The 25,281-nt window shown below is 48.5% G+C and carries 26 protein-coding genes and 1 pseudogene; 3 read left to right on the top strand and 24 right to left on the bottom strand.

Annotation, left to right across the window (positions count from 1 at the left end):
• Window positions 1-94 precede the first annotated feature (94 nt).
• The 6 genes from DW091_RS09910 to DW091_RS09935 all read right to left on the bottom strand — a co-directional run bounded on the left by DW091_RS09910 (window position 95) and on the right by DW091_RS09935 (window position 8,061).
• Window positions 95-2,134 (bottom strand): copper-translocating P-type ATPase, encoded by a 2,040-nt coding sequence (locus DW091_RS09910; RefSeq protein ID WP_118518063.1) that lies wholly within the window; start codon window positions 2,132-2,134, stop codon window positions 95-97.
• Window positions 2,135-2,188: 54 nt separating this feature from the next.
• Entirely contained in the window at window positions 2,189-2,872 is a 684-nt protein-coding gene (locus tag DW091_RS09915) for an ABC transporter ATP-binding protein (RefSeq protein ID WP_118518064.1), read from the bottom strand.
• 10 nt (window positions 2,873-2,882) lie between these two features.
• On the bottom strand, window positions 2,883-5,378 hold the full coding sequence (locus DW091_RS09920) for an ABC transporter permease (protein ID WP_118518065.1): 2,496 nt from the start codon (window positions 5,376-5,378) through the stop codon (window positions 2,883-2,885).
• A 105-nt stretch (window positions 5,379-5,483) separates the two neighbouring features.
• Window positions 5,484-6,881: a HAMP domain-containing sensor histidine kinase gene (locus DW091_RS09925; RefSeq protein ID WP_118518066.1), complete on the bottom strand. Its 1,398-nt coding sequence runs from the start codon at window positions 6,879-6,881 to the stop codon at window positions 5,484-5,486.
• Window positions 6,878-7,597 carry a response regulator transcription factor gene (locus DW091_RS09930; protein ID WP_118518067.1) on the bottom strand — a complete coding sequence of 240 codons (720 nt, stop codon included), beginning with the start codon at window positions 7,595-7,597 and terminating at the stop codon, window positions 6,878-6,880. Before DW091_RS09930 ends, DW091_RS09925 begins: the two co-directional genes overlap by 4 nt.
• A gap of 80 nt (window positions 7,598-7,677) precedes the next feature.
• A complete protein-coding gene (locus DW091_RS09935) occupies window positions 7,678-8,061 on the bottom strand; it encodes a carboxymuconolactone decarboxylase family protein (RefSeq protein WP_058696230.1) in 384 nt (127 codons plus the stop codon).
• An 86-nt stretch (window positions 8,062-8,147) separates the two neighbouring features.
• Between DW091_RS09935 and DW091_RS09940 the strand changes: the two genes are divergently transcribed.
• Entirely contained in the window at window positions 8,148-8,498 is a 351-nt protein-coding gene (locus DW091_RS09940; protein ID WP_074616447.1) for a MerR family transcriptional regulator, read from the top strand.
• Here the strand turns inward: DW091_RS09940 and DW091_RS09945 are convergent, their stop codons facing one another.
• Window positions 8,499-9,008, bottom strand: coding sequence for an LURP-one-related family protein (locus tag DW091_RS09945; protein ID WP_263422110.1), 510 nt, complete (start codon window positions 9,006-9,008; stop codon window positions 8,499-8,501).
• A 58-nt stretch (window positions 9,009-9,066) separates the two neighbouring features.
• Between DW091_RS09945 and brnQ the strand changes: the two genes are divergently transcribed.
• A complete protein-coding gene (gene brnQ / locus DW091_RS09950) occupies window positions 9,067-10,395 on the top strand; it encodes a branched-chain amino acid transport system II carrier protein (RefSeq protein WP_347561014.1) in 1,329 nt (442 codons plus the stop codon).
• Between the two features lie 15 nt (window positions 10,396-10,410).
• On the opposite strand, the gene DW091_RS09955 is transcribed toward brnQ, so the two are convergent.
• From DW091_RS09955 to DW091_RS10000, 11 genes and pseudogenes are all read right to left on the bottom strand, one after another.
• Window positions 10,411-12,246 carry a penicillin-binding transpeptidase domain-containing protein gene (locus DW091_RS09955; RefSeq protein WP_118518069.1) on the bottom strand — a complete coding sequence of 612 codons (1,836 nt, stop codon included), beginning with the start codon at window positions 12,244-12,246 and terminating at the stop codon, window positions 10,411-10,413.
• A 154-nt stretch (window positions 12,247-12,400) separates the two neighbouring features.
• Entirely contained in the window at window positions 12,401-12,904 is a 504-nt protein-coding gene (locus DW091_RS09960) for a YbhB/YbcL family Raf kinase inhibitor-like protein (protein ID WP_058696234.1), read from the bottom strand.
• A 19-nt stretch (window positions 12,905-12,923) separates the two neighbouring features.
• A complete protein-coding gene (locus DW091_RS09965; protein ID WP_118518070.1) occupies window positions 12,924-13,379 on the bottom strand; it encodes a hypothetical protein in 456 nt (151 codons plus the stop codon).
• Between the two features lie 15 nt (window positions 13,380-13,394).
• The gene (locus DW091_RS20525; RefSeq protein WP_243092197.1) at window positions 13,395-13,754 is read right to left on the bottom strand and encodes an effector binding domain-containing protein; all 360 of its coding nucleotides are present in this window, start codon (window positions 13,752-13,754) and stop codon (window positions 13,395-13,397) included.
• A 227-nt stretch (window positions 13,755-13,981) separates the two neighbouring features.
• Window positions 13,982-14,245, bottom strand: a pseudogene (locus DW091_RS20830) (AraC family transcriptional regulator); the annotation flags it as partial.
• Window positions 14,246-14,445: 200 nt separating this feature from the next.
• Window positions 14,446-15,771 (bottom strand): sensor histidine kinase, encoded by a 1,326-nt coding sequence (locus tag DW091_RS09975; protein ID WP_058696237.1) that lies wholly within the window; start codon window positions 15,769-15,771, stop codon window positions 14,446-14,448.
• Between the two features lie 325 nt (window positions 15,772-16,096).
• Window positions 16,097-16,795: a triose-phosphate isomerase gene (locus DW091_RS09980; protein WP_118518071.1), complete on the bottom strand. Its 699-nt coding sequence runs from the start codon at window positions 16,793-16,795 to the stop codon at window positions 16,097-16,099.
• A gap of 2 nt (window positions 16,796-16,797) precedes the next feature.
• The gene (locus DW091_RS09985) at window positions 16,798-17,319 is read right to left on the bottom strand and encodes a YjbQ family protein (RefSeq protein ID WP_058696239.1); all 522 of its coding nucleotides are present in this window, start codon (window positions 17,317-17,319) and stop codon (window positions 16,798-16,800) included.
• A gap of 22 nt (window positions 17,320-17,341) precedes the next feature.
• Window positions 17,342-18,181 (bottom strand): class II fructose-bisphosphate aldolase, encoded by an 840-nt coding sequence (locus DW091_RS09990; protein ID WP_118518072.1) that lies wholly within the window; start codon window positions 18,179-18,181, stop codon window positions 17,342-17,344.
• A gap of 15 nt (window positions 18,182-18,196) precedes the next feature.
• A complete protein-coding gene (locus DW091_RS09995) occupies window positions 18,197-18,844 on the bottom strand; it encodes a ribulose-phosphate 3-epimerase (protein ID WP_118518073.1) in 648 nt (215 codons plus the stop codon).
• Between the two features lie 27 nt (window positions 18,845-18,871).
• On the bottom strand, window positions 18,872-20,413 hold the full coding sequence (locus DW091_RS10000; protein ID WP_118518074.1) for an FGGY-family carbohydrate kinase: 1,542 nt from the start codon (window positions 20,411-20,413) through the stop codon (window positions 18,872-18,874).
• A 257-nt stretch (window positions 20,414-20,670) separates the two neighbouring features.
• Here DW091_RS10000 and DW091_RS10005 point away from each other — a divergent pair, with 257 nt between their 5' ends.
• A complete protein-coding gene (locus tag DW091_RS10005; protein ID WP_074616439.1) occupies window positions 20,671-21,612 on the top strand; it encodes a sugar-binding domain-containing protein in 942 nt (313 codons plus the stop codon).
• A gap of 48 nt (window positions 21,613-21,660) precedes the next feature.
• Here DW091_RS10005 and DW091_RS10010 read toward each other — a convergent pair whose 3' ends face one another.
• The 6 genes from DW091_RS10010 to DW091_RS10035 all read right to left on the bottom strand — a co-directional run bounded on the left by DW091_RS10010 (window position 21,661) and on the right by DW091_RS10035 (window position 25,275).
• Complete coding sequence (locus tag DW091_RS10010) at window positions 21,661-22,437, bottom strand: plasmid pRiA4b ORF-3 family protein (RefSeq protein WP_118518075.1); 777 nt, start codon at window positions 22,435-22,437, stop codon at window positions 21,661-21,663.
• A gap of 108 nt (window positions 22,438-22,545) precedes the next feature.
• A complete protein-coding gene (locus DW091_RS10015; protein WP_074616437.1) occupies window positions 22,546-22,785 on the bottom strand; it encodes a hypothetical protein in 240 nt (79 codons plus the stop codon).
• Window positions 22,786-22,826: 41 nt separating this feature from the next.
• Window positions 22,827-23,114 (bottom strand): SWIM zinc finger family protein, encoded by a 288-nt coding sequence (locus DW091_RS20535; protein ID WP_224168773.1) that lies wholly within the window; start codon window positions 23,112-23,114, stop codon window positions 22,827-22,829.
• Between the two features lie 583 nt (window positions 23,115-23,697).
• Complete coding sequence (locus tag DW091_RS10025; RefSeq protein WP_058696247.1) at window positions 23,698-24,351, bottom strand: flavodoxin; 654 nt, start codon at window positions 24,349-24,351, stop codon at window positions 23,698-23,700.
• A 17-nt stretch (window positions 24,352-24,368) separates the two neighbouring features.
• Entirely contained in the window at window positions 24,369-24,902 is a 534-nt protein-coding gene (locus DW091_RS10030; RefSeq protein WP_058696248.1) for a flavodoxin family protein, read from the bottom strand.
• A gap of 16 nt (window positions 24,903-24,918) precedes the next feature.
• The gene (locus DW091_RS10035) at window positions 24,919-25,275 is read right to left on the bottom strand and encodes a cyclophilin-like fold protein (RefSeq protein ID WP_058696249.1); all 357 of its coding nucleotides are present in this window, start codon (window positions 25,273-25,275) and stop codon (window positions 24,919-24,921) included.
• Between the last annotated feature and the right edge of the window lie 6 nt (window positions 25,276-25,281).

Raw genomic sequence — 25,281 nt, forward strand, 5'->3', positions numbered from 1 at the left:
ATTTGCCCTGCCGTTTGGCACTCTGCCTTTACGAGGACATCTTATTTCTATTATAGTATGAACCCCAATCTTTGTCTATTGTTAAGCTTTTGGCCTATTTTTTCGGCAATTTCAACAGACGCGCGTTAATGGCGACAATAATGGTGCTCAGTGACATCAGCACCGCTCCTGCTGCCGGACTGATAACCACTCCCTGGTAATAGAGTACCCCCGCGGCCAGCGGCAGAGCTACCACATTATAAGCTGTGGCCCAGATCAGATTCTGCACCATTTTTTTAAAGGTTGCCCGCGAGAGCTTTAGGATGCCGACTACATCCAGAGGATCACTCTTGACCAGAATAACGTCAGCAGTTTCAATGGCCACGCTGGTTCCGGCGCCGATGGCAATACCTAGGTCTGCCTTGGCAAGTGAAGGCGCATCATTGACACCGTCGCCGGTCATGGCAACCCTGCGCCCATCACGGTGAAGCTCATCAATCTTTGACGCCTTATCGCCCGGGAGCACCTCAGCAAACACCTGATTGATATCCAGCTGCCGAGCCACATAGTCCGCGGCCCGCTGGTTATCGCCGGTAAGCATAATGGAGGCGACCTCCATCTGTTTCAGCTCATTCACAGCTTCCTTCGCTGTCGGGCGCGCCACATCAGACAATGCAATAAAGCCCAGCAGCTTGTTTTCGCGCAGAATAAATACAACGGTTTTTCCCTCTCCGGCAAGGCTGCTATAGGATTTTTCATCAAAGGCAATGCCCTCACGCTTCAGATAGCCAGGACTGACAATCTTGACAGGCCGTCCATCTACGCTGGCCCGCAGCCCCTCACCGGTCAGATTCTGATAATCCGTCACCCTGAGCATCGCAAGCTCTCTACTTTTTCCTGCTTCCACAATTCCTCTGGCAATAGGGTGCTCAGAATTTTCCTCAACCGAAGCTGCGATAGCCAGGAGGTCATCTTCCGAAACGCTGTCGGCCTTTATATCTGTCACGCCAAAACTGCCTTCTGTCAATGTACCGGTTTTGTCAAACACCACCGTATCCAGATTCCGGGCATTTTCAAAGGCGGCACGGTTGCGGATCAGCAGTCCGTTTTTTGCTGCGAGGCTGGTCGACACCGAGGTTACCAGCGGCATTGCAAGGCCAAGGGCATGGGGACAGCAGATGATAATAACAGTCACTGCACGGGTAACAGCAAAGTTCAGGTTTCCCTCAATCGCCATCCAGGTGATAAAGGTAATGATCCCTGTAGTCAGCGCGATATAAAACAGCCATTTGGCCGCCCTGTCCGCCAGCCGCTGAGTATTGGATTTGGAGGCCTGGGCATCCCTCACCAAACGGATCACCTGGGATAAAAAGGTATCACCCCCAACATGGCTTACCTTAAATTTCAAAATCCCATCGCCGTTTACAGAGCCGCCGATCACCTCATCTCCCTTCCCCTTTTCAACAGGTACTGCTTCTCCGGTAATCATGGCCTCGTTGACCTCTGAGTCCCCTTCATACACAACACCGTCAATGGGGATTTTCTCCCCAGGCTTCACGAGCACTGCCTGCCCTGCTTTCAAACTGCTGACCGGCATTTCCATGGTCTCGCCGTTGTCCATAATCATATGAGCGCTTTCAGGCATGAGCTTGGCAAGTTCCTCTAAAGCCTTAGACGCACCCATCACCGAACGCATCTCAATCCAATGGCCGAGCAGCATAATGACGATCAGACTCGCCAGCTCCCAGAAAAAATCTGATCCCTGCACGCCAAACACCGTTGCTGCACTATAAACATAAGCGACAATGATCGCCAGTGCAATCAGCGTCATCATGGCTGGGGATTTATGTCTCAGTTCGTCCTTCGCCCCCTTGAGAAAAGGCCATCCACCGTAGAAAAACAAAAACGTTGACAGGGCCAGCAAGATGTAGGAATCCCCCGGGAAACGCCAGTCAACGCCTAAAAACATCTGGATCATGGGTGAAAGAACCAGAATTGGAATCATTACAGCCAAGGACACCCAGAACCGTCTTTTAAAATCCTGAACCATCATGGCGTGGTGATCCATACCGCTCATTTGCATCGATGAATGGTCCATTTCACCCATTGCCTCCATGCTGTGATTGTGCTCCATTTTATGATGTGTATCGTTCATGGTATCGCTCCTTTTTTAAAAGGTATATACCCTGAATTCTGGTTTCACATCATCTCAGACAATCCGCCCGTCCCTCACTACCACCGTCCGGCTGCCACACTTTGCCGAATCGGCAGAGTGTGTGACCATAAGAATTGTCACACCGTTTTCATGGTTAATGCGCTGCAAAAGCGTCATGATCTCTCCCCCGGTCTTGCTGTCGAGATTGCCGGTAGGCTCGTCGGCAAACAGAATCTCCGGATCATTGACCAAAGCCCGGGCTATGGCTACACGCTGCTGCTGACCGCCAGAAAGCTCACGCGGCGTGTGCTTTCTTCGGTTCATAAGCCCCACGATCTCCAGAAGATTGTCGAGCCGGGGCTGTAGGGCTCGGCGGCTTTTACCGTCCAAAAGCACAGGCAGCAGAATATTTTCCTCAACGGTCAGATTTGATATCAAGTTATAAAACTGAAAGACAAAACCAATATTTCTGCGGCGCAACAGGCTTTTCCGTTTATCATCCCACTGCGAAATATCCTGTCCCTGCAGGATAACACTGCCGTCTGTGGGCTCATCAAGCCCTCCCAAAATATAGAGCAGCGTGCTTTTCCCAGAGCCCGATGGCCCCATGATGGATACAAATTCGCCCTGATATATTTCCAGGGAAATATTTTTCAGAACCGAGGTCGACACTTCACCCATCTGGTAATCTTTAATGATGTGGCGAGCTTCCACTGCTATTTTTTTCATATGCTTCATTTTTTCTCCTTTACTCACATTTAATTTCTTCAACCAGTTCTATCTTTGACCCTTTGATCACCGGAACCACTGCCCCTGCCAGATTGATGAGGACTCCTGCAAGTCCGGTGGCCAGAAACACCTTTATATCCAGTGTCGGCGTCATGGCGATCTGCGGTCCCGCCACCAGAAAGATGGTCTGAATTAGCAGCCATGAGACCAGCACACCGATAAACGCTCCGATAATACCTGAGGAAAAGCCTTCCAGAAGGGTCATTTTAATATTTTGTCCATTACTCATTCCGACAGATTTATACATGGCAATGGCACGCCGCTTCTGCAAATAATTGATGAGCAGATTATTGATCACTCCCACGACAGCCAGAAAAAGGATAAAATATGTCAGCTTGTGCATAGGCGACAGAAAAGCGCTAACCAAACTCATGGCGTCCTTGTTAAACTCCTCAACGGTCCGGCTCCAGTTTTCCTTTTCGCCGAAAAGATTGCGGATATGGATCATCACCGCATCGGGATCATCGGCTGTGTAGGCCAAAAATCCATATTCTGACTGACCAAAATCCGATGCGGCACAGGCTGCCGGAATCACTGCCTGTGCGTCATCCGCCCGGGATTCCATGCTGCCAATCACCCTGTAATCAAAAGCTCTGCCATTCGCTGACAGCTCAATGGTATCACCGACCCCAAGGCCTCGCTGCTTCATGGTGTCTGCATTTAAGAGGATCACTCTGCCCTGTCCAAAGCCAGATAGCGCGGAATTTTTCGCCGCTGTATCAGAGTATTTGATGGCAAGCATGGCAGTGTACTGCCCCAGGTCCTCCACAGCCTCCAGACGATCAAAGAGAACACCATCTCCTTCAATCTCGCTATTCATGACAAACATGGGCATAACCTCATGGACTCCGTCAATCTCCTGCACCTCTTTAACAAACGCTGGTGTCATCTGCGCGTCGGCAAAACCATCAAGTGCTGCCCCATTAAATACATCGCCGATATACTGATTCACAAAGCTCCCCACCACACTGATGGCAATGATGGCCGAAAGGCTGATAAAAAGCAGGACAATATTCTGATGGATGCTGTGGTTCTTTCTCAGGTTTCGGGCTGCCAGCATTCCCTCGTTTCCAAAGCAGCAGCCATATAATTTCTCCATAACCCAGGCGGTCCCGTCCACCACCGGCGGGATCATCAAAATCGCCGCGGCAAGAATACCCAGCAGCGAGAATCCTCCAACAAGAAACAGCCCATTATTCTCAAGGAGCAGCAGACGCGGCGCGGCGATGGAGATCATCATCATTAATGTACCCACAACCAGCCGTACCCGTGTTGACGCCCGCTTCTGTGTCACACTGCCGAGCACCACCTCCTTGACTGGCAGCCCGCTGGCACGGCGCGCGGGAATATATGCGCTGAGCAGCGGCACCAGCACTGCCACAGCGGATGACAGCAGCACATTGAGCGGCGACACCACCATGGGAATAACGATTCCCTGGGAAAGTGATTCTCCCAGGCCCCGGAGCAGCAGACTCAATACCACTGCCCCAACCGGAACCGCAATGATAACACTAAAAACGCCATAAACCAGGCTTTCCATCAGCAATATTCCTGTGACTGCCCGCCTTGTGGCGCCAATACTTCTGAAGGTCCCAATGACTGGAAGCCGTTCCAGTATGATTACCTGATAACTGCTAAAAATAATAAATACACTCATAACCAGGGAGAAAAAGCTGATCAGAAAAAAAGGCATGGATTTTTGCCGGGCATCAGCTTGAATCTGCGCTTCATTGTACGTTTTTTCAACCTTATACTGTGCATTTGGCAGGGCTTCGGAAAGTGAATTGACCAGCTGTCCTGTCGACACGCTCTCTTCTGGCGCCACCAGTATCCGGTTATAACCCTTTTCCACTTCATCCAGCCCTCTCAGACATTCCTCAGAGACAAGCGCGTTAAAGCCCCGCGTATTTCTCAAAAACACCGTGTCATAAGCCGCGACAGACGCGACTCGAAAATTTCTTTCCGTCCCTCCAAGCTCAAGTCTCAGGGTGTCACCAGCCTTCACCTGATATTTTGAGGTAAATTTTTCCGGCAAAATAATCTCATCTTCATTAAGTGGGCTGAGCTTTTCGCCCTCCAGCAGCCGCGGTTCATTGATGGCGGACAAATCCCCTAAATCAGCCGCAAACAGATCAAAATTCTCGTAGTATCCCTCTTCGCTGTAAAGAGCTTTTGCCTCAAGCATTCCCACAGCTTTGCCGATCTCCGGCAAATCAGGAAGCTCCTCTTTACTTATCTTTTCCGCTCCCCCCTCGCTCGTATGAGCCGTTACAGACACTGAAGCATTTCCAGCCATTCCTTTTGCCATTTTACGCTGGGCGGCCTCATAAGAATCACCGATGCACAGCGGGACAAAAAGCAGCACAGCAGAGAGTACAATGGACAGCAGCATCACCGCTGTCCGCAGCTTTCGCTCACGAACGTTGTTTAAAATATACCTGAATATAATTTTCAAAATCTCACCTGCTTTCCTGAGCTTTGCCGCACGAAAAAACCGGCGGCTTACTCTAAGAATAAACCGCCGGCCTTACGTCTGCTTTCAACAAACCTTATTTTAATCTTAATTTTGAGGAAGCGTGACTTTAAACGTAGTCCCGGCTCCCAGACAGCTGTCCACCGAAATTTTTCCGCCGTGCAGCGAGATGATCTCTTGGGCAATGGCCATGCCAAGGCCCGTCCCTCCGCTGTCTGCGCCGGCCGAGACGCCCCGGTAATAACGGTCAAAAAGCCGGTTTATCTGCGCTTCAGTCATTCCCTCTCCCTCATCCCATATCCGGATTTGACAGGGAACTCCTGAAATAATTTCTACCCCGATCCTCGCATCGGCGCCGCTGTACAGAAGTGTATTGATGAGCAGGTTATTAAGGGCCCGCTTCATAAGTCTGGGGTCAATGTTTAAAATCTGACTGCCCTCTGCCTCAAATTCTACAGCGCGTCCGGCATAACGGGGATCATTCAGACAGTCAATAACCAGCTCCCGAACAAACCGGATGATGTCCATGGTTTGCAGATTAAGGGGCATCATGCCATTTTCAAGCTGATAGGTAAGCTTCAGATCATTGATGAGCGTCTCGGCGCAGGCGGTATTCTTCAAAATCGCGGCGCTGTATTTTTTAAGCTCGGCGCTGTCCGGCGTATCATCTGAAGCGGCCAGCAGTTCGGCATAGCCCCGTATGGGCGACAGCGGCGTTTTAAGATCATGTGTAATATTGGCGATCCATTCTTTCCTCAGCTGCTCGTCTTTCCTGCGGGCTTCCTCTGCCATTTGAAGGGTCCTGTCCAATGTATTTAAACTGACATGAATATCCTGAAAGACGCCTTTTTCCTGTATTGGCATATAACAGCGGCCGGCGATTTCATCCACTGCTTCAGTCATCTTTGAAAGCCTGCGGGTAACGGCAAAGCCATAGGCGAGCCCGAGAACAGCGGTCAGGAAAATCACCGCGCCCGCACCAAACAGCGCATAGGACTTCCCGGAGGCAAAACGCCCAGCATTGACATTCATCGTGATTTTGGCAATATCCATGGGAAAGCCAATGAGATAAGTCCAGCCCGTACCGCTATCCTCTGCCACACCAGAAAAAACAGCTTTGCTTCCACGACTGTCCAAAGTGTTTAGCAGCCTGTCCGGGGAATACTCCTCTGGCTGCCCTTCCGGCACAGAGACACCCTTAACCACGCGGCCAGTACTGTCCAGAATCTGAAGCCAGAGGCCGTTATCCTTCAGTGCTTCACCCCCCCTCTGGGTGATTACCGGCTCACCCTCTAAAAAAATGATCTCCTCTGAAAAAGCCCTGGTAAACTCAGCAGGCCAGTCGCTGCGGACAATTTCCCCATCTGACTTCTGGACAGTCACGGCATAGACCACCATGCCCGCCCCGGCGGCCAGAATAAGAATCATGAGGATTAAAAATAACCCGTAGATGTGAAAAGCCGATTTATAGCCGGACCGTTTCATTGCCCTGTCCCCAAAGCCAGCCGATAGCCCAGTCCCTTAACGGTCAGGATAAGTTCTGGACTTGAAGGGTCTTTCTCAATCTTTTCCCGAAGATGGTGGATATGGACCATAATGGTATTGTCACACACTGCGCTCAGCTCACCCCATACCTGCTCATAAAGCCGGTCTTTACTGATAATCTTTCCCGCGTTTTCGGCCAGATATAAAAGAATGCCGAACTCCCGGGCAGTCAGCTCAAGCTCCCGCCCATTCTGGTAAACACGGCTGCCGTCCACGTCAATCTCCAGCCCGCCAGCGTTTATCCGCCGGCCAGCGGCCGCATCTGCTGTTTTATTGTATTCCATCCGCCGGAGCTGGGCCTTGACGCGAAAAACCAGTTCCTTTGGACTGAAGGGCTTGGTGATATAATCGTCTCCTCCGCTGCCGAGCCCGAGAATTTTATCCACATCATCGTTCCTCGCAGATAAAAACAGTACTGGACAATAGGAAAATTCACGGATTGCCCGGCAGACCTCGATTCCGTCCATGTCTGGCAGCATGATGTCAAGAATTACCACATCCGGCGCATTTTTCTCACAAACCGCAAGCGCTTCACTTCCTGTAAACGCCCTGTTAACACAGCGGAAGCCCTCTTTTCTGAGGGCTGTTTCCACTAATTCGGTAATATCCGGCTCATCATCGACCAACAAAATTCTTTTGTCATAAACGCTTTCCATGGCTCCTCCTTTTTATGGCTTTATTTCTATTTTTATTCACTATATGCCATTTAGAGCACCCTGTCAAGCGCAGGCTCAATTCAGCCTTTCACTTTACGTTCCTTAAAAACTGTTTTTGCTGCAGTTACTGCGTTTAAAACCCTGGGAAAGCCTACGTACGGGATACACTGGATAAAAACCTCGATGATTTTTTCCCGGGAAAGCCCAACATTTAAGGCGCCGTTGATATGAACCCTCAGCTGGGCCTCACAGCCGCCTGATGTCAGCAGACTGGAAATGGTGATGATCTCCCGCTCCTCCAGTGTAAGCCCGGCCCTGGGGTAAATATCCCCAAAAGCAAATTCCACAATATAACGCCCCAGATCCGGCGCGATATCCTTCAAAGACTCAATCACACCCTCACCCGCATTGCCGTCAATCTGACGCAGCATTTCCATGCCTTTATCAAATCTTTTGTCATTCATTTGATCTTACCTCCTGTTTCTTTTATAATAAAAGTGTAGTCCTTAGACTATAGTCAAAGTCAAGCAAAAGGTAAAGGAGTCTTAAAATGACCATCGGTGAACTTACCAAAAAGACGGGTATCGGCGAGCATACCCTGCGCTTCTATGAAAAAAAGGGCCTTATCCGGGTCCCTCGGGATGGACAAGGCCGCCGTTTTTACACGGAAAAAGATATCGAATGGGTATGCTTCATCAAACGTCTGAAGGATACCGGCATGCTGCTAAAGGATATTAAAATTTATGCTGACCTCCGTTACGAAGGCGACCATACCGCCGCCGAGCGCCTGAAAATTCTTAGAAGGCACCGTGAATACGTCGAAAAACAGCGCCGCAAATGGGATGAGTATCTCAAAAACCTCGATGCAAAAATCGGTATTTATGAGGAGATGGTAAGGTGATCAGTCTCTCTGCGAGCATTTGGCCGCGTCAATGGCCAGGACAATCATTAGCGATAAGAGCATGTCCTGCGGGTCTGTGATGTCGATCACATAGGTGTCGGTAAGGTTAAACAGCTGCTTGGACGCCTGCATAATCATACGCCCCTGGCGGTCCATCACCTCGTATTCCCACTCAAAGAGATCTCCTTCTACACTCCAGTCGTTACAGTTTAAGGTGAAGGCCGGCCTGAAGAAAGTAAACTTTTTCTGAATCTCTCCAATCTCCCGGCCATTCTGGTACAGGGCGAACCGCGGCAGCAGCGTAAGCACTTCCTCTTTTACAGTTCCCACATGCTCGCCGAAGCGGTCATAAATCTCAAGGCAATGTCCCCAGGACAGGCGGCCCTTAACTGTAAAAGCCGTTTCTCCCGCCTCATCATAAATATCATAACTGTCAAACCAGGAGAACAGCCGCTGTTTGAATAGTAATTTCATCTTTTCCTCCTTTAATGTATACTTGCTATAATACAACTATTTCCTTTATTTTTATGCTATAATGCACCTATTAATTGTATTTAGGGGAGACATTATGCAGAGATTATCACGAAAAAACACTTTTCTCATCGGGATTACGCTTTTCTCGATGTTTTTTGGCGCGGGAAATTTAATATTTCCGCCCTTTCTGGGGGAACAGGCAGGAAGCCTGGCCTGGCTTGCCTTTGCGGGCTTTGCCATCAGTGCCATTGGTCTTCCGATACTGGGGGTTGCGGCTGTGGCAAAATCCGGTGGATTGAGTGCTCTGGCCGGCCGGGTGCACCCTGTTTTCGCGGCGGTATTTACCTTTTTAATTTACCTGTCCATCGGCCCCTGCCTTGCCATTCCGCGTACGGCCAGCACGTCCTTTGAAATGGCTGTGCTGCCGTTTTTGCCCGAGGGCAGCGGCGGCAGTCTTATATTGTTTCTTTACTCCATTGTCTTTTTTGCCGTGGCGCTGCTGCTGGCGCTCAAGCCAGACAAGCTCACAGACCGGCTCGGCAAAAAACTGACGCCCTGCCTGCTGGCTTTGATTTTTATTATCTTTGCTGCCTGTGTGCTCTTCCCACCGGGCAGTTATGGCGCTGCTACTGGCAGCTATGCCTCCAATTCCTTTGTCCAGGGCTTTCTGGACGGCTACCAGACAATGGACACCATCGCGGCGCTTAACTTCGGCATTATTATTGCTTTAAACATAAGGGCCTTCGGCATCAGTGAGGACAGGCTGGTCGTGCGTGAAACCATTAAGGCCGGTTGGATTGCCGGCGGGCTTCTGCTGGCTGTCTATGCGGCGCTGACCCATGTAGGCGCTTTATCTGGCGGCAGCTTTGGCGCTACCGCCAACGGCGCGCAGACATTGACTCAGATTGTCATGCATCTTTTTGGCCCGGCCGGGCTCATCATTCTGGCTTTGATCTTTCTCATTGCCTGTCTGAACACCTGCGTGGGGCTGATCAGCTGCTGCAGCGAATATTTCAGCGGTCTTTTTCCACGGTTCTCTTATAAAAAGTGGGCGGTCTTTTTTGCCTTTATCAGTATGGTTATCTCAAATGCGGGGTTGAACAAAATTCTGGAGGTATCCATTCCAGTGCTCAACTGCCTTTATCCGGTGGCCATTGTGCTCATTCTGCTAGCTTTTCTGCAAAAATGGGTCGGTGGCTTTTCCTGGGTCTACCCTACGGCCATCCTGTTTACCGGCGTGGTCAGCGTTATCTATGCTCTGGATCTGAAAAGCCTGGTCATACCCTGGCTGACCAGCCTGACGTCCAAAATTCCTCTTTACAGTCTTGGCCTGGGCTGGCTGATTCCCGCGGCCATCGGCATTGCCCTGGGAATTCTGTTGTCTCTTGTCTTTAAAAAGAAAAGCCCTCAGGACAATGGCTGAACAACTCATCTTTTTTCAGAAAACCGCGCGTATCTTTTCTGCCAGATATCCGGCGCCGCCCCGGCCCTCAATATCCACTGCCGCAGCGACTACCAGCAGTGGATTCTCGGCTGCCGGGTCTGTATAAAACATGGCGCACAGAGCCGTATCCTGATTTTTCGCGGCATCCGCTGAACCTTTCTGTAACGCTGCACCTGTTTTTCCCGCGAGGGCTCTTCCCTTTGAGCTTTTTTCTGCCTGCGCGAGGCTTTTTCTGCTGTTGTCGGCCTTTTCCTGGGAAATCACATTCTTTTTCCAGTACTTCACCATCGGGTTGGCATCATATTTGATATAGGGTTGAACCATATTACCGTCATTCACAAGGGCAGAGTAAATTAACGCCAGATGCAGGGGACTGGCGGCCATGTCCGTTGTGCCGTTCCCCGCTGCCGTCAGGTCGCCGTCAATTGTACCGTTTTCTGAAATTTTGGAGACTTCCATAGTAAAATCAAAGGGCAGTGCTTCTCCAAAGCCAAGCTTTTTGAGCTGTTCGACGTACTCCTCGCCGGTTTTCACGCCTGCCTCAAGGGTTGCTGGCTGGATAAGCTCACCCGGCGCATAGGCTTTCACAAACCGGTTAAGAAGCGGACTGTCCGGATCGCTGTTCAGGCTGTCCTTTTCGGCATCACTCATGCCAAGAATAAAAGCATTGGGATTATAGGACGGTGTGCTGACCAAGGCCAGCACCGCGCCGTTTTTCGGATCAATGGCGGCCGCGGCGCTTTTATCCCCGGCAAGCTGATCGTAAAGGGCTGTCTGAAGCCCGGTATCGATGGTCGTCTGGACATCAAATCCCTTTACTGGTGAGCTTTCACACAGAACCCGGCTTGTCTTAATCCCGTCACTGCTGGTATCGTTAACGGTGATGGCGCCTCCGTCCTTTCCTCTCAACTGACGGTCAAAAATCTTTTCAAGCCCGCTTTTGCCTACAATGCTCGTATCCCGGTAGTCTCCTTCACCCTTACGCGCTTCCAGCTCCTCAGCCGTGATCGCGCCGATATAACCTGTCAGATGCGCAGCTTTTTCCCCATAGGGATAGCTGCGCACCGCTGCTTCTCCAATCATTACTCCCGGCACCTGCAAAATCGCCGCCTCCAGCCCCGCGTCGATTTCTGGCAGTGTTTTTACCGGAACATAAATCTCCTCTGTCACCCAGGAAGCTGACAGCGCATCCTCAATATCTTCTGTGGTAATCCCCAGAATTCCGGCCACTGCCGCCAGATCTGCGGCCCTGGTCTCTGCGTTTATTTTTCCAGGGACAAAGCCTACCGAGGGGGCTGTGCCGGGTCCTGCCAGCATATTGCCGTCCTTATCCAGAATACTTCCCCGCTCTGCTGCCGTTGTGGTGACGCTTACTTTGGCGGTCTCGCTGAGCCCCGGCAAAATAACCGCTGAATTCCAGACAAGCCGGTACTCTCCGAAGAAGGTGTCCTTCCTCAGCCTCACATTGCCTGGATTGGCAAGCACCCCGGCCACAGTTTCCATCTTCAGGTTATAATAAGCCTGCTGCTGTTTTGAATCAATTTTTTCAACACTCATGACCTCCAGCTTCAAATCCCTGGCTTCAATGCCCTCATAGATATTTTTATTCCGCGTAATAAAATCCTCCCGGCTGATGAGCTTTTTAGAATCATCACTGATGAGCAGATACATTTTGACGTAATCCTGCTCTTCTACTGCCTTGAAGTACCGTTCCAGAGCACGCTCCGGCGTGTTGACTGAACGATAGGCCGCAAGGGCCAGCGCTGCGACGATGACCACCAGCGCCGCTATACCGACAGCCATCTTGATTTTTTTACCGTCTGCTTTCATGGTTTCACCTCCACTTCTTTAAGCTTATTATATGATGATTATACTTTGACGTAAAGAAGTTTTAAGCGGGGATATTAAAAAAGATGCTCCTTACTGAAGCATCTTAAGTAATACCATGCGAACATCTCATAGCTTCGGCTGTTCCCATAATTTTTCAATCTCTGTATGTCCCCTTGATGGTGACCTGATCTAAAACATGGCCTTCCATCTGGCGGTACAGCTCGTTGTAATAAAAGCCGTTTTCCAATTCCAGCAGCGTATTCAGGGCATACACATGGATTTCGTAGATATGCGGCGCGTTCGGCGGTGCCATACCTCCGTAAAAGGACGACAACGCTCTGCTCTGTCTGCCTCCCTGGATACTCATGCAGCTGTTCGCACCTTGGACAAAATCCGTGGCAGTCTGGCTCTCATTTTCCAGAAGCTCATTACGCGTAATGTTTGCCGCCGTCCAGTGAATCCATGAAAAGCCGCCTGTAACCGGGAAAGCGTCCTTATCCTCCAGAACCAGCGCAAAGGATTTTGTGCCTTCTGGTGCGTCCTCAATTTTCAGCGGTAAGGAATATGTCGGCATACCGTTTTCGTTAAACTGGCTGCCGCGTTTTCCGTATTTGTCCTCAATAATGCCGTTGACAATTCCAGTGCTTGTTACAATCATTTTTCTGCCTCCCGAATTTTTATTTTAATTTTGATTTCTCATAGTTGTAGGGAATACTGCTCCCCACCACCACGTCCTCAATCTTTTCAATGATCAGCCAGTCGTCCATATTGCCCTGATGGTCGAAAGCCAGAGGCTCAATTGCCTCCACCTTTTCAAATTCTACCAGACAGAGACATTTTTTATGCCAGCGTTTTTTCTGTTTTTCGGATAAATTAAGTCTGTCCTGGTTTGACTCAAGGGCTTCATCAATGGCTTCCTCTGAAAGCTTGACATAATTTTTCACACTCTTTACCGCCGCCCTGGCCGATATGACCTTGCTGCCCTTTTTCATGAAATAAAGTTTCTCACCCTCAAACACCCGGCTATGGGGGATCTTCCTGCCGGCCGCGCCCCTCACGACCATGGTCTTTGTGCCATTCATAATCTTTTCCAATACTTTTTCTTTGTCATCGCAATAAACCAAATGTTCCATTACTGCCTCCAGTCTTTATAAAATTGGTATCCATATTTCACTTTTATAATCCTCCGCAAAGCTGTTACCCGCCGAATACCACTCTATTTCCGGGCAGTCTGCATGGTCAAAGGGATACTTGATAACCCACTCCTCATTTAAAAATCTCCAGCCTTTCTGGATAGCGCCCGGCATCGGGCCGACACACTCAAAAACAGCCCAGGCCGCCGGCGGAATCTCAATGGCTTCAAGCCCTCTCCCCGCGGGCCTGTCGGTAACCCCGGCAATATAATAGTCCATTCTCCCATCCTGATAATTTCCAAACACGCCAAAAGTGCCCGAGGGCTTATGTGACTCTGTATAAGAAATGATCTGCGCCAGCCTGCCATTCTGCATGACCTCATTCCAGAAAGCTGGAATTGCCCTGAAATCTCACCATTTATGCAGCTGATGGAACGCCTGACACCCAAAAGCCGGAAGCCTTCCTTATGCTCGACCCGCCATTTAATATCATTATCCTCGACAAAGTTCATCCGTGGGTACACCTTTAAAACAGCGCTCTCCTTTCTGGCCTCTGTGGGCGACATGCCGTGAAAGGACTGAAAAGCCCGGGTAAAAGCTGTCGGCGAATCATAGCCGTATTTTACGCTGGCGTCCAGCACCTTAATCTCTGTGCTTTTAAAATCATATCCTGCCAGAGTAAGCTTGCGGCTGCGGATATATTCCGCCAGCGTAATGCTGTTCATGTAGCTGAAAACCCGTTGAAAAAGCGAGTAGGAGCAGCAGGCCAGCTGCTCAATTTTTTTCTGGTCAAGCTCCTCGTGGCCCAGCTGCAGGCTGCTCTCAATATATTCAATAATTTTGTTTAAGCGTTCTGTCCAATCCATCCTTACTTCCTTTCTGTTTTATCATAGCACACTTTCTTAAAGCCTTCCTCTCTTTTTGCGCCGCAAAAAGCGGACTAAAGACTTTATTAAAAAAGGGCGGAAAATTCGCCCTTCAAATTTCATTCGATTTTAATATACCAGCCCGCTTCATTTCTGCCTCTAAAAAATCCAGCCACACTGCACATCTCCATACGATCGCCTTAAACCACCTTCAGCATGACCTGCACTGTAAAGTCATTTTTATCATAGTGGATTTCCATCACTCCCTTATTTTTTTCCACAATCCTTTTTACCGATGCGATGCCCATACCCTCGCCCTCGTGCTTTGTGGAATAATACTGCTTATCTCTGAAAATCACTGCTTTCTGATAGGTATTCCGGATGTCCAGTACCAACTGGCGGCCCTCCACATCCGCCTTGATCTGGATCATTCTGGGATTTTTTTCACAGGCGGCACATGCCTCTACAGCATTTTCCACAAGATTTCCAAAGATAATGCACAAATCCGTATCCGGTATATCGAGCGACTCCCGCACGTTGGCTTTTACTGTCACCTCGATTCCTTCTGCCCTGGCCACAGTGTAATAGTGCATTAGTATCGCGTTAACCACCGGATTCTGGCAAAAGGAGATATCCTCACCGGCCAAATATTCCGGAGCCAGGGCCTTCATGTAATGCTGCAGCCCCTCCATATCCTTATTGTCCAGAAAGCTGTCGATGGACAGCAGATGATGCCGCCAATCATGCCGGAGCCTGGCGTTATTTTCCACATTTTCAATCATCCGCTGATACTGGTCCTCCTGCATCCGCAGCTGAGATGAAATAAGCTTTGTCTGCTGTGCAGCCGTTATTCCCCTGTAGGTCTGAATCAGCATCAGGAGGGTCACCAGAAAAAAAGTGTAGGTAGTAACAGCCCAGAGAACCGTAAATGTAATATCCACGCCATTGGTTGGCACATGGGCTTTCCAGTAATCTCCGACAATCTTTACAAAGAAAATCATATAAATCAACGCCGGGATCACCCAGATATACTTCCAAAAGCTGAAATCACCCTCAAACTCAACCACCTGTTTATACAGCCGGACCATCAAAATCCAAAGCAGCGGAAAGCACACAACGAGCACGCCGATCACCACAAGGGCATACACCATCGAAAACGGCAGATTCAGACTCAGGGAATTGACAATCACCTTGGCAATGGCGACAATATTGACATACAGGTTTAAAACCATCAAAACAATGAACAATATCTCAAAAAAACTGCCCTTAATAGCGATGTGGAAAATAACCACCGCTGTGATAATCCACAGCACAATCCCAAAGCTGCTGTACTCTACTAAAAACTTTCCGGAAGTTAAAAACAAAACAATGACCACGACCGTAATGGCTGTCAATAGCCCGGCTAAAACCGCTGTCACAAGATTATTGTAACGAAACCGGCTTTTGAAGGGTGTAAACAGGCAGTAGGCGAAGACAATACAACAGACGACAACCCGGAGCGTTGTGCTTATAATATCAATGAGCATACGTTCCCTCTCTTTTCCAAAATCTGATTTTTATCGTCCTCTCATCTATCTCCATTATAATACATTTTTTTCTTCTTTTGTAGCAGCATTTCTGTTTTTAATGCATTTTTCGATGACAGTCTCTGATTTCTCCTCTGGACCTCCGGTAAAAACAGCCTGTTCGCCTGTTCACTGTATTATAGCCATACCCGGCAGACAGCGGCAGGTTCCAGGAGGCATGGCTGGGTCTGGACGATTATTTTAGCCTGCTTTCAACTTTGCTTAATTCTGACGCGGCATATAAAAAACCGCCGGCCACAGATGTGCCGACGGTAAATAATCCTGTCTATTCTCTATTCAGTTCATTCTGCGCTTTTTTCAAAGCGTCCAGCATTTCTATAATCTTTCCCTTTCGGCTCGGCGCGTTCAGAATACCACTGGTGCCACCGCTTCCATGGGCGCCTTCCATGACTACTCGGTAAACATCATCGCCGGTGCTGACTCCGGCAGCCTGAACGATCAGAATTGTATCGTCAATGGACTTCACCGCGTCATTTGTCGCCTTAATATAATCCTCGCTGCTCGTGCTGCCTGTCCCGATCAGGCTGGTCGGTTCACAGATCATCATATCTGGTTTCAGCTGTGCGACAGCTTTTGATTCCTCCGGAGAATCGGCGCACACGATGGTGGCGATCTCAAGCTCATCGGCGCGCTTGATGATTTTGTCAAGCTGCGCGGTGGTTACAGGGTGCTCCGCATGGTTTAAAACAACGGCCTGAGCGCCGGCGGCCTTAAGCCCTTCGGGTAAAATGTGGCCCATCCCCCGGCCCGGCACAATGCCGTCCATGTGCTGGGCGGTCACGACGATATGCTCTGTGGCGTCGGCGACTTTCTGAATATCCACATGCTGGGCGGTAAAGAGAATATCCAGATCGTATTCTTCAGAGAGCTGATCGCAGATCCTCGCCAGCTCCACAGATTCTTCTCCATAAATGTAAGCCTTGGGATTGACGATTAAAAAAGGCGCGCGTATTTTTCTTTTCATTTCTATTCCCCCATCACCACAATTTTGCACTGGCGTACCCGCGGGCGGGCACGGTCAAAATCCGCAAAATAGATATAACCTGTTTTTCCAACGCCCAGCGCTCCGTCGTCCACGTCGAACACCTCGCTTGCGCCGATCAAAGTGGCTTTAATGTGAGCGTCACAGTTCCAGATTGCGGTCCGGTCACCGCCCGGAAGGTAGGACTCGATGTTCGGCCATTTTTCAACCTCCTCAAAATGCTTTTCTCCGGGATAGCGGTACTGCTCCCAGCTTACCTGATTTGGAATAATTTTTTCCAGAACATCGTTGAGATCAGCCTGAAGATACTCATCTCCATCCTCAGTATAATCGTGCACAAATTCTTCAAAGAAGACCGCACAGGTAGTGTGGGGTGAAATTACAGTGCAAGTGCCGTTTTTAATGCCGCTTTTAGCAATGGCTTCGCGGACCTGCGGTGTAATATTGATATAGGTTGGGGTATTTCCATGAGATTCTACGCTAATTTGTTCTTTATATACAGTCATTTTCATCCTCCAGATTGGTCTGTCAGTCAATTGGTTTAGTCTCAAAGACAGAATAGTAGTGCTCCAGGCAGTCCTGCATGCCCTTCTTTGATAATGCCTTCACATCAAGGTAGGTTTTCGGCGGTGCTTCTTCCAGTGATTTCATGGCCGCAGCCAGCAGATCCGAGAAAATATTGATCTTCGAAATACCATTTATCGCACATTTGTTGAGGTTTTCGTCCCCTGAGGAAGAACCTCCGTGCAGCACCAACGGTGTGTCGATGGCCGCGGCGATTTCCTTCAAGCGGTCAAAATTGATTTCCGGAATGCCCTTGTACATACCGTGGGCTGTCCCGATGGAGATGGCCAGAGAATCGACACCAGTTTCCTCCACAAAACGTCTGGCTTCCTCCACAGTGGTGTACTGTGAATCGGACTCATCGTGATTTTCGTAATTCTCACCAGCGCCCACATGGCCGATTTCCGCCTCAACCACCGCGCCCCGCGCGTGGGCATAGGCGATAATTTCCTTTGTTCTACGGACATTTTCCTCAAAGGATTCCATGGACGCATCGATCATTACTGAGGTGAAGCCCATATCCACTGCCCTTTTAATGATCTCGGGATCAGTCCCATGATCCAGGTGCAGCGCAACCGGCACCTTTGCCGCTGCCGCGTATTTTTTTCCCACAAGCGCTGCATCTTCAAGGGTGATATTTTCCCCGATATGCGCCTCTGCCAGCGGCAGAATCAACGGAACATTCAGCTTTTCCGCTGTCTCCACATGCCAGCGCAGAGATTCCAGATCAATAAAATTCGGAGCTGGTATAGCGTATCCGCCTTCCCGCGCTTTTTCAAACATTTCTTTTGATGTGACTAACATTGCATCCTCCTGCTGTTATAAATTTTTCAGGTTTTGCACCCGCTCTGCCATCGCGTCATCCTGGAATACATAGCTGCCGGCAATCAGTACGTCAGCCCCAGCCTCGACCAGTTTCTGACCATTGCTGCCATTTACACCGCCGTCCACACTTATGGGGACGCGGCTTTCTGTTTTTACCATAATTTCCTGAGCCTCCCGCAGCTTTTCATAGATACATGGGTTCAGCGGCTGCCCGCCATAGCCTGGCTCCGCGCTCATCATAATCAGCCAGTCAATACAGGGCAAAAGATAGGCAAGCCGCTCTGTGCCGTAGGTTGGCCCAATTCCGATACCGGCTTTTATCCCCCTTTTCCGGATCTCCTGGATCAGATGCAGTGGGTTAGCGCAGGCATCCAGCTGAAAGGTCACGATATCTGCTCCACAGTCCGCAAAGATTGGAAAAAAAGTTTCCGGGTGGCAGACCTCAAAATGTACAGATATGGGCAGCCCACTAATCTTTTTTAAATCCCTGATCAGCTGGGGGCCGTAGGTCATGTTCTCCACATACACGCCGTCCATGATGTCGACGTGTATGTAGTCAATGCCGGCCGCCTCAGCCTTGATGATCTGTTCTCCAATCCTTGTCTGGTCACAGGCCAGGATTGAAGCTGATACTAATGCCATAGTATCCTCCTTTTTCTGTCAATTATCTTATTTGTGTGTGGTGACTGCGTGCATCCAGTCTTTAGCCAGAGCGTAAAATTCCTTATATTTTTCATAATAGAACATATAAGCGTCATGGCGCTGCTGGTCTGGCTCTACGGTATAATCAACCGTTGTCATGGACTCGGCGGCAGTCTGGATATCTGGATAAACGCCGCCAGCAACAGCGCCGAGAATCGCTGAGCCAAGGCATGGGCCTTCTGTTACCTTTGTAACAATGATCGGAACATTGCAGACATCCGCATGGGTCTGGAGCCAGAACCGGCTCTTGACCGCGCCGCCGGAAACCACAATGCCGTCCGGTGAAAAGCCTGCCTGACGGAAGGAATCAATGATGGTTTCCGTACCGTAGCAAATGCTCTCAATGACCGCGCGGTACATATGCGCTGGCGTGTGTCCCAAAGACAGTCCGTAAAACATACCGCGGACATCCGGATCAACATGTGGCGTGCGGTTCCCCTGGAAGAAATCTAACGCGATGATGCCATCTGCGCCAATGGGCAGAGCTTCCGCCTCACGGTTCAGAATATCATAAACGCTGCACCCTTCCTCTGCTGCTTGTACTTTCAGGTTGCCGCAGAGCTGCTCCTTAAGCCAGTTGACAATGGAACCGGTCGAGGTCTGTCCCCCTTCGACCATCTGAAGTCCCTTGACGATGGCGTCAGGATAGGAGCCCCAGACACCCTTGCTGTGGATGGCTTCCTTCACCTGGGCAATGTGCAGGTGCGACGAGCCTGTGATGAGCGTAAGCTTTCCAGGCTGAACCGCATTGAGGCCGATGACACCGACGAAGGCATCCGCACCGCCTTCTCCCACCGGAATGCCAGCCACCAGACCAAGCTCCTCGGCTGCGGCTGCAGTCAGCCCGCCGACCAGCTCTCCCATTGCCAGAACACGCGGCGGCAGCTTTTCCACCAGATCTTCCAGCCCAATCGTGTTGTAAAAGTCAACAGGATAGCCGCCCTCCTCCGAATTGTAGTACCAACGGCTGGAGGCACAGTTGATACTGGCAGTATACTCGCCTGTTAAACGGTAGGTGAGCCAGTCTGTACATTCATAGAAGCGCGTAGCCTTGTGGTACAGCTTCGGCTCGTTTTCCTTCAGCCAGAGAGCTTTTGCCGGCAGGCACTCAGCCGAAACCATACCGTATCCATTATATTTCAGCGCATCATGACCGGTTTCGTACATGTGCTTTGCCTGCTCTGAAGCACGGATATCCATCCACATAATTGCCGGTCTTAAGGGTACCATATCCTCTCCAGATAAAAGCACCGTACAGCAGGTGGTATCCACACTCATCCCCTTGATACAGGATGGATCAATACCACTTTCCCTGATGGCCCTGCGTGATGCCTTACAGATTGCTGCCCACCATTCATCCGGGTTCTGCTCCGCACGCCCGGATGCCGGCGTATACAGCGGATAAGGCTCCTCACAGAATACAATCGGCGTCCCCTTTAAATCAAAGATACCTACACGCGCACCACCGGTGCCCATATCAATCCCTAACACGCAATCCAACTGTTTCATTGTATTACCCCCTTAAATTTTTGTACAACCAGGATTGTATTCTCCCCCATGAGATATATTCGTTCCTACTTGTAACTTTTGATATCAACATCATACAACAATAACATATGTGTGTCAATATTTTTTTGTTTTTTAAACCAAAACCTTTATATTTCTTGACTTTTTAACAATGCTTAACGTATAATCAAACTAGATTTAGTAACAAATGTGCCTCTAGTGTGATAGAGGTCAAAGCCACTGAGAAAAGGAAGACAAAAATGAATAAAATCGAATCATCAGATTCCATGTTTAATAAAATGATCCTCATCGCAAATCTTTACTATAAAGAAAAATTGTCACAGCAGGAAATTGCAAAAAAACTGAATATTTCAAGACCGTGGGTTTCAAAACTCCTGGCCCGCGCAGAGGAAAGCGGTATTGTAAAAATTGAAGTCATGACGCCCTTTACCGAAAACGCAGCCCTGGAAAGCGCGCTCATGCATAAGTACTACATCAAGCATGTCGGCGTCATCAAAAGCGATAATACCACCAGAGACGATCTGGCCCTCGCCGCCGCCAACTATTTTATTTCAGAGCTGCGCCCAGAAGACATCGTTGGCGTCGGCTGGGGCACCAGCGTCTCAAGGCTCATCTCAGCCACCGAATCCCTGTGTTTTCCAAAGGTTAAAGTTGTTCCTCTGGCCGGCAGCTTCGGCAATACCATGGATCTTTTCCCTAACCTGAGCAGTATCCGCCTGGCCAAAACCATCAACGGTGTTGCCGAAGTTATCCACGCTCCGGCTGTGTGCAGCTCGCCGAAGGAATACGAAGCCCTGATGAACAACGACCAGACACAAAAGCTTCTGTACATGGGTGAACACGCCGATATCCTGCTTCTGGGCATGGGTACCTTTGAAGTTTCCTCACAGCCACAGTTCGGAATTTTTACACCCGGCGATATCACCGAGCTGAAGGCCAAACAGGTCATGGGCGATATTGCCCTTCAATACCTCGACGTCAATGGAAACCCCATCGATACAGATTTCACAAGAAGACTGATCCGGGCAAATATCTTTAAGGCCAGCGCCAACGCGCGGACCAGCATTGGCATTGCTGAAGGCGCTTATAAAAAGGATATTATCCACGCTGTGCTCTCCCTAAAGCTGGTAAATGCGTTATTTACCGATGAGGAGACTGCGCTGGCGCTGTTGGGAATATAAAAACAGGATACAAAAAAGCAGGCATTTCGTGGGGAAACGCCTGCTTTTTTATTCCTCTTTCCAATCTTCAATGCCATATTTTTTATATTCCCTCATAAGCAAGTTTATCGACTGCCTTGTGGGTTTCAGACCATGCTCATACACATCTTTATAGATTCGCGGCACCTTCTTCAAACGAAAGTTCATGTCTTCGAGATCAAATGAAAATAAGTCCAGTTCTTCAACACCGAGCCACTCCGTGTATCGCTGATACTGCGGCCCTTTTTTCTCCTTAAACGCTTTTGCAAGCTCCTCAAGACCGCCGGGCCCCCCACAATCCTCGATAATACCGTAGCCCTCACCCTCAAGCACGCGCGGCAGCTCATTTCCGGACAGTTCCTTCTCCGCATCTATTTCCTCCAGCACGAGCTCTATTTCCCAGCCATCGCCGTAATCGTAGGAAAAAGTCATGGTCTCCATTTTCTCAGTAAGAATATGCTTAACTTTTGTTTCTGCGGCGTCTGAAACGCGGCCTTCAAATCCGAAAAAGCTATCCTCATCAATCAATTCAACACGCAGCTCCGAATGTTTAGGATTTTTCTGAAACATGTCAACTATACGATCGATTGATTCTTTTGTGTCTCTTCCCTCTAAACTTTTGCGCAGATTATCGATAACGTGAACATCAAAACAAAACAGATGGCCTGCCTGCATTTCAAACAACGTCATCAGGATATAACCCAAACGCGCCATTGTGATATTGTTCATCACCTGAAAGCGACGCCATATCTTTGGTTCATAATCCTTCAGTTCAGCGTAAAATTGATAAATTGGTTGTGAGGCCATTTTTCTTCACTCCTTTTTCGTTTACTGTTATCTGTATACCAAGTGGCCTTTTCCAAAATGGAAACAACCACTTTTCAGACTAATCTAAATCCTCCTCATCGCACTTCTTCATAATACGAATTGAACATCCGTCACCTCATCAATGATACGCTTCAGATGCTCAGCATCATAAAAAGCTTCAGCCTCTGGAAAAGCTTTTATAAGTGATTCTCCGCTATCCATCATAAACCCAAGTGCAAAGCGTTCATCAGCAAAGCTTTCTTCGACTTCGTGTCCATAGGTTGTTCTTTTGTTGTATTTCTCTAAATATTTAATGGCGAATTCGTTGATTTTTTTGCTGGTTGGCATAGTGGCTGTCTCCTCATAATCATTCGATTGTCACTCATGAGCTATCCCCAATTCTGTAACTCCTCTAACTCTATGAGTGCGCTCAACAACTGTTCCTGCAGCTCCGTCTTTGACAGCGTTTTTACATATCTTTCCAAATCCTCGTAATGTTGCTCCTCTCTTTCTAGTTCCTCAGCTTCCCACTCCTCAACTTCTTTAAGAAAATCTTCCGCCGCCTTTGGTTCCGCTGTGAAATAGAGGGCAATCATGTGCTTACAAACAACTCTTCGTCCATCTGCAAAAGGACAATTACAGGTTGATTTTCTTGGATGTGCTCTATCTATATGCACATTATAGATATTATCTTCACTGCCAGCAACAACGCCACTGTATGCCTCAGCTCCTGTTTTCTCCTAAGAGATAACTTTCCTGTTATTGTAGTAATCCATTCCCCGCCAAACTGACTTTCCACTGGCCATTTCTATTAATCCCATAAAAAACACTCCTTTTACTTGAAACCATACTGCGTATAAACCTTTAATTATTCAAAAAACTTCGGTCGTTTTCTTATAGACAACTCCTAAAACGGGTTGATACCACACTGTCCTCTCTGTGCTTATCCAAAACACCTTTTTTAGCCTTCTCAAAATCAAACTTTCACATTAATCTGGCTACCCGGTGACTTGTGAGAAAGGAGTATCACCATCTCAACATGGCTCGACAGGATAGTATGAATGTCAGCTCATATCGGTCGTATGAGGGAATTGGTCGATCCCGATTTAGAACGATTTTTGAGTACAGTGCGTTTAAGAGAACCTATCCACTTTGTCAAACCACTTTTTCGTAATTTTACCATAAATTATAAGATTCTACAATCAGATCCACAGGCCAAAAACAGCACTCAAGACTTTTAATGTCCTGAGTGCTGTTTGCTTATAATTTCAAAGAATCAATCCATTCCTGAATCTCATCTATATCCGCACTGCCTGAAAAACGCTTTCCTTCAAGCCAATTGGCGTTCGGTGATAATACCTTTAAATTTTCTGTGCTCGTTCCGATTCCACTGCTTCCGGAGGTGCAGAAATTTGCCAGCGTCTTGCCCGAAAAATCATAGCTCTCCATAAATGTATTCATAATTCGTGGTTCCGTGCCCCACCAGATGGGATGCCCGATCAGCACAACTTCATACTGATCCATATTCTCAAAGCTGCCGGAAATAGACGGTCTTGCATTTTTGTCCTGTTGTTCACGATTTGCACGGCAGTTGTCGTCACTATAATTAAGATCGTCCTCACTATAGGGTTCTGCAGGAATGATTTCAAAGTAATCTGCTCCCGCAACTTCAACTATTTTCTCTGCTACAGCTTTTGTATTCCCTGTTGCAGAGAAATATACAACAAGAATTTTCGTATCATTTTCCGTCTGCCCGGAAGCTGTATTTGATTTTTCTGCTTCGTTGGAACTCGATGCAGAAGGTTGATTCGTATCGTTATCGGCTGTTGACGAACTTTCCGTACCATTTGCTGTACAAGCAGCAAGTGACAAAATAAGAATCACAGTTATAAACAGTCCCATTATCTTTTTCATAAAAACTTTTCCTCCTGTTACACAGACTTGCCAAGCTGATATGCTTTTTGCATATGTACGGACTCCTTTGTCATTTCCGGTGTACCGCAACCTGTACCAAGTACCATTCCGCAGTTTTCAAAATTCATATAGCTGCATAGCTTTTCATAATAGCTTGTGCAATATGGCATAACATCCTCATTGTCATCCCAGGCGGCAGTAATGAGAACCGCTTTCAGATGTTTCCCTGACAATTTCATTGTGTAGCTGTAAAATCGGTCAATCACCATTTTAAGCTGTGAACTGACGCCAAAGTAATAAATCGGTGTTGCAAAAACCACCATATCCGATGAAAGCAGGGTATCTCTAATCGTTTGATTGTCGTCCTTATGAACACACTCTCCGTTCATACCACAATGCCCACATCCCAAGCACGGATGCATATCCATATGTGCGGCGTCCAAAGCTGTGACGTTGTGTCCTGCTTCCTTTGCACCTCTTATAAATTCCTTTGCCAGCGTATTGGAAGAACCGCTTTTATGCGGACTTCCCTGTAAAACTGCAATCTTCATTCTCAAAACCTCCTGCTTATTCATCTTTCAAAATAAGGGTTGCCATTATATTTCCCTTACCGAGTACCTTTTTCAGTTCTTTCTCTGTAAGATTCACCACTTTTCCAAGCCTGGTGAACTTCCAAGTGTTCGGCGCATAATAAATCACCAGCAGATTTCCCTCGGAGAGAATAACATCTCCCGCCTTCGTGGTAATCTGCTTGTCGTTGCGCGGCAGTCTTGTACCAAGATTACCAAACTTCTCCATATGGGCGTAATCCTTCATGGGAATTGTAATAGAACCCTGTCGAAGTAATTCTTTTATTGCATCAACGGAACTATTCTGTTCCAGTTTGATTTGGATGGCTGTGCCATTCACTTCCATAATCATCATTGCTCA

The organism is Eubacterium sp. AM05-23, from assembly GCF_003477535.1.
Classification (GTDB): domain Bacteria; phylum Bacillota; class Clostridia; order Eubacteriales; family Eubacteriaceae; genus Eubacterium; species Eubacterium maltosivorans.

Excerpts from the sequence above, each read along its gene's own strand:
- DW091_RS10015 (WP_074616437.1), bottom strand. The coding sequence starts at position 22,785 with ATGCCAACCAGCAAAAAAATCAACGAATTCGCCATTAAATATTTAGAG.
- DW091_RS09960 (WP_058696234.1), bottom strand. The coding sequence starts at position 12,904 with ATGATTGTAACAAGCACTGGAATTGTCAACGGCATTATTGAGGACAAA.
- DW091_RS10035 (WP_058696249.1), bottom strand. The coding sequence starts at position 25,275 with ATGATGATTATGGAAGTGAATGGCACAGCCATCCAAATCAAACTGGAA.
- DW091_RS09985 (WP_058696239.1), bottom strand. The coding sequence starts at position 17,319 with ATGACTGTATATAAAGAACAAATTAGCGTAGAATCTCATGGAAATACC.
- DW091_RS09965 (WP_118518070.1), bottom strand. The coding sequence starts at position 13,379 with ATGGAACATTTGGTTTATTGCGATGACAAAGAAAAAGTATTGGAAAAG.
- DW091_RS10030 (WP_058696248.1), bottom strand. The coding sequence starts at position 24,902 with ATGAAGATTGCAGTTTTACAGGGAAGTCCGCATAAAAGCGGTTCTTCC.
- DW091_RS10005 (WP_074616439.1), top strand. The coding sequence starts at position 20,671 with ATGAATAAAATCGAATCATCAGATTCCATGTTTAATAAAATGATCCTC.
- DW091_RS09930 (WP_118518067.1), bottom strand. The coding sequence starts at position 7,597 with ATGGAAAGCGTTTATGACAAAAGAATTTTGTTGGTCGATGATGAGCCG.
- brnQ (WP_347561014.1), top strand. The coding sequence starts at position 9,067 with ATGCAGAGATTATCACGAAAAAACACTTTTCTCATCGGGATTACGCTT.
- DW091_RS09915 (WP_118518064.1), bottom strand. The coding sequence starts at position 2,872 with ATGAAGCATATGAAAAAAATAGCAGTGGAAGCTCGCCACATCATTAAA.
- DW091_RS09940 (WP_074616447.1), top strand. The coding sequence starts at position 8,148 with ATGACCATCGGTGAACTTACCAAAAAGACGGGTATCGGCGAGCATACC.
- DW091_RS09910 (WP_118518063.1), bottom strand. The coding sequence starts at position 2,134 with ATGAACGATACACATCATAAAATGGAGCACAATCACAGCATGGAGGCA.
- DW091_RS10000 (WP_118518074.1), bottom strand. The coding sequence starts at position 20,413 with ATGAAACAGTTGGATTGCGTGTTAGGGATTGATATGGGCACCGGTGGT.
- DW091_RS09990 (WP_118518072.1), bottom strand. The coding sequence starts at position 18,181 with ATGTTAGTCACATCAAAAGAAATGTTTGAAAAAGCGCGGGAAGGCGGA.
- DW091_RS20525 (WP_243092197.1), bottom strand. The coding sequence starts at position 13,754 with ATGCAGAATGGCAGGCTGGCGCAGATCATTTCTTATACAGAGTCACAT.
- DW091_RS09935 (WP_058696230.1), bottom strand. The coding sequence starts at position 8,061 with ATGAATGACAAAAGATTTGATAAAGGCATGGAAATGCTGCGTCAGATT.
- DW091_RS10025 (WP_058696247.1), bottom strand. The coding sequence starts at position 24,351 with ATGAAAAAGATAATGGGACTGTTTATAACTGTGATTCTTATTTTGTCA.
- DW091_RS09925 (WP_118518066.1), bottom strand. The coding sequence starts at position 6,881 with ATGAAACGGTCCGGCTATAAATCGGCTTTTCACATCTACGGGTTATTT.
- DW091_RS09995 (WP_118518073.1), bottom strand. The coding sequence starts at position 18,844 with ATGGCATTAGTATCAGCTTCAATCCTGGCCTGTGACCAGACAAGGATT.
- DW091_RS09980 (WP_118518071.1), bottom strand. The coding sequence starts at position 16,795 with ATGAAAAGAAAAATACGCGCGCCTTTTTTAATCGTCAATCCCAAGGCT.
- DW091_RS09955 (WP_118518069.1), bottom strand. The coding sequence starts at position 12,246 with ATGAAAGCAGACGGTAAAAAAATCAAGATGGCTGTCGGTATAGCGGCG.
- DW091_RS10010 (WP_118518075.1), bottom strand. The coding sequence starts at position 22,437 with ATGGCCTCACAACCAATTTATCAATTTTACGCTGAACTGAAGGATTAT.
- DW091_RS09975 (WP_058696237.1), bottom strand. The coding sequence starts at position 15,771 with ATGCTCATTGATATTATAAGCACAACGCTCCGGGTTGTCGTCTGTTGT.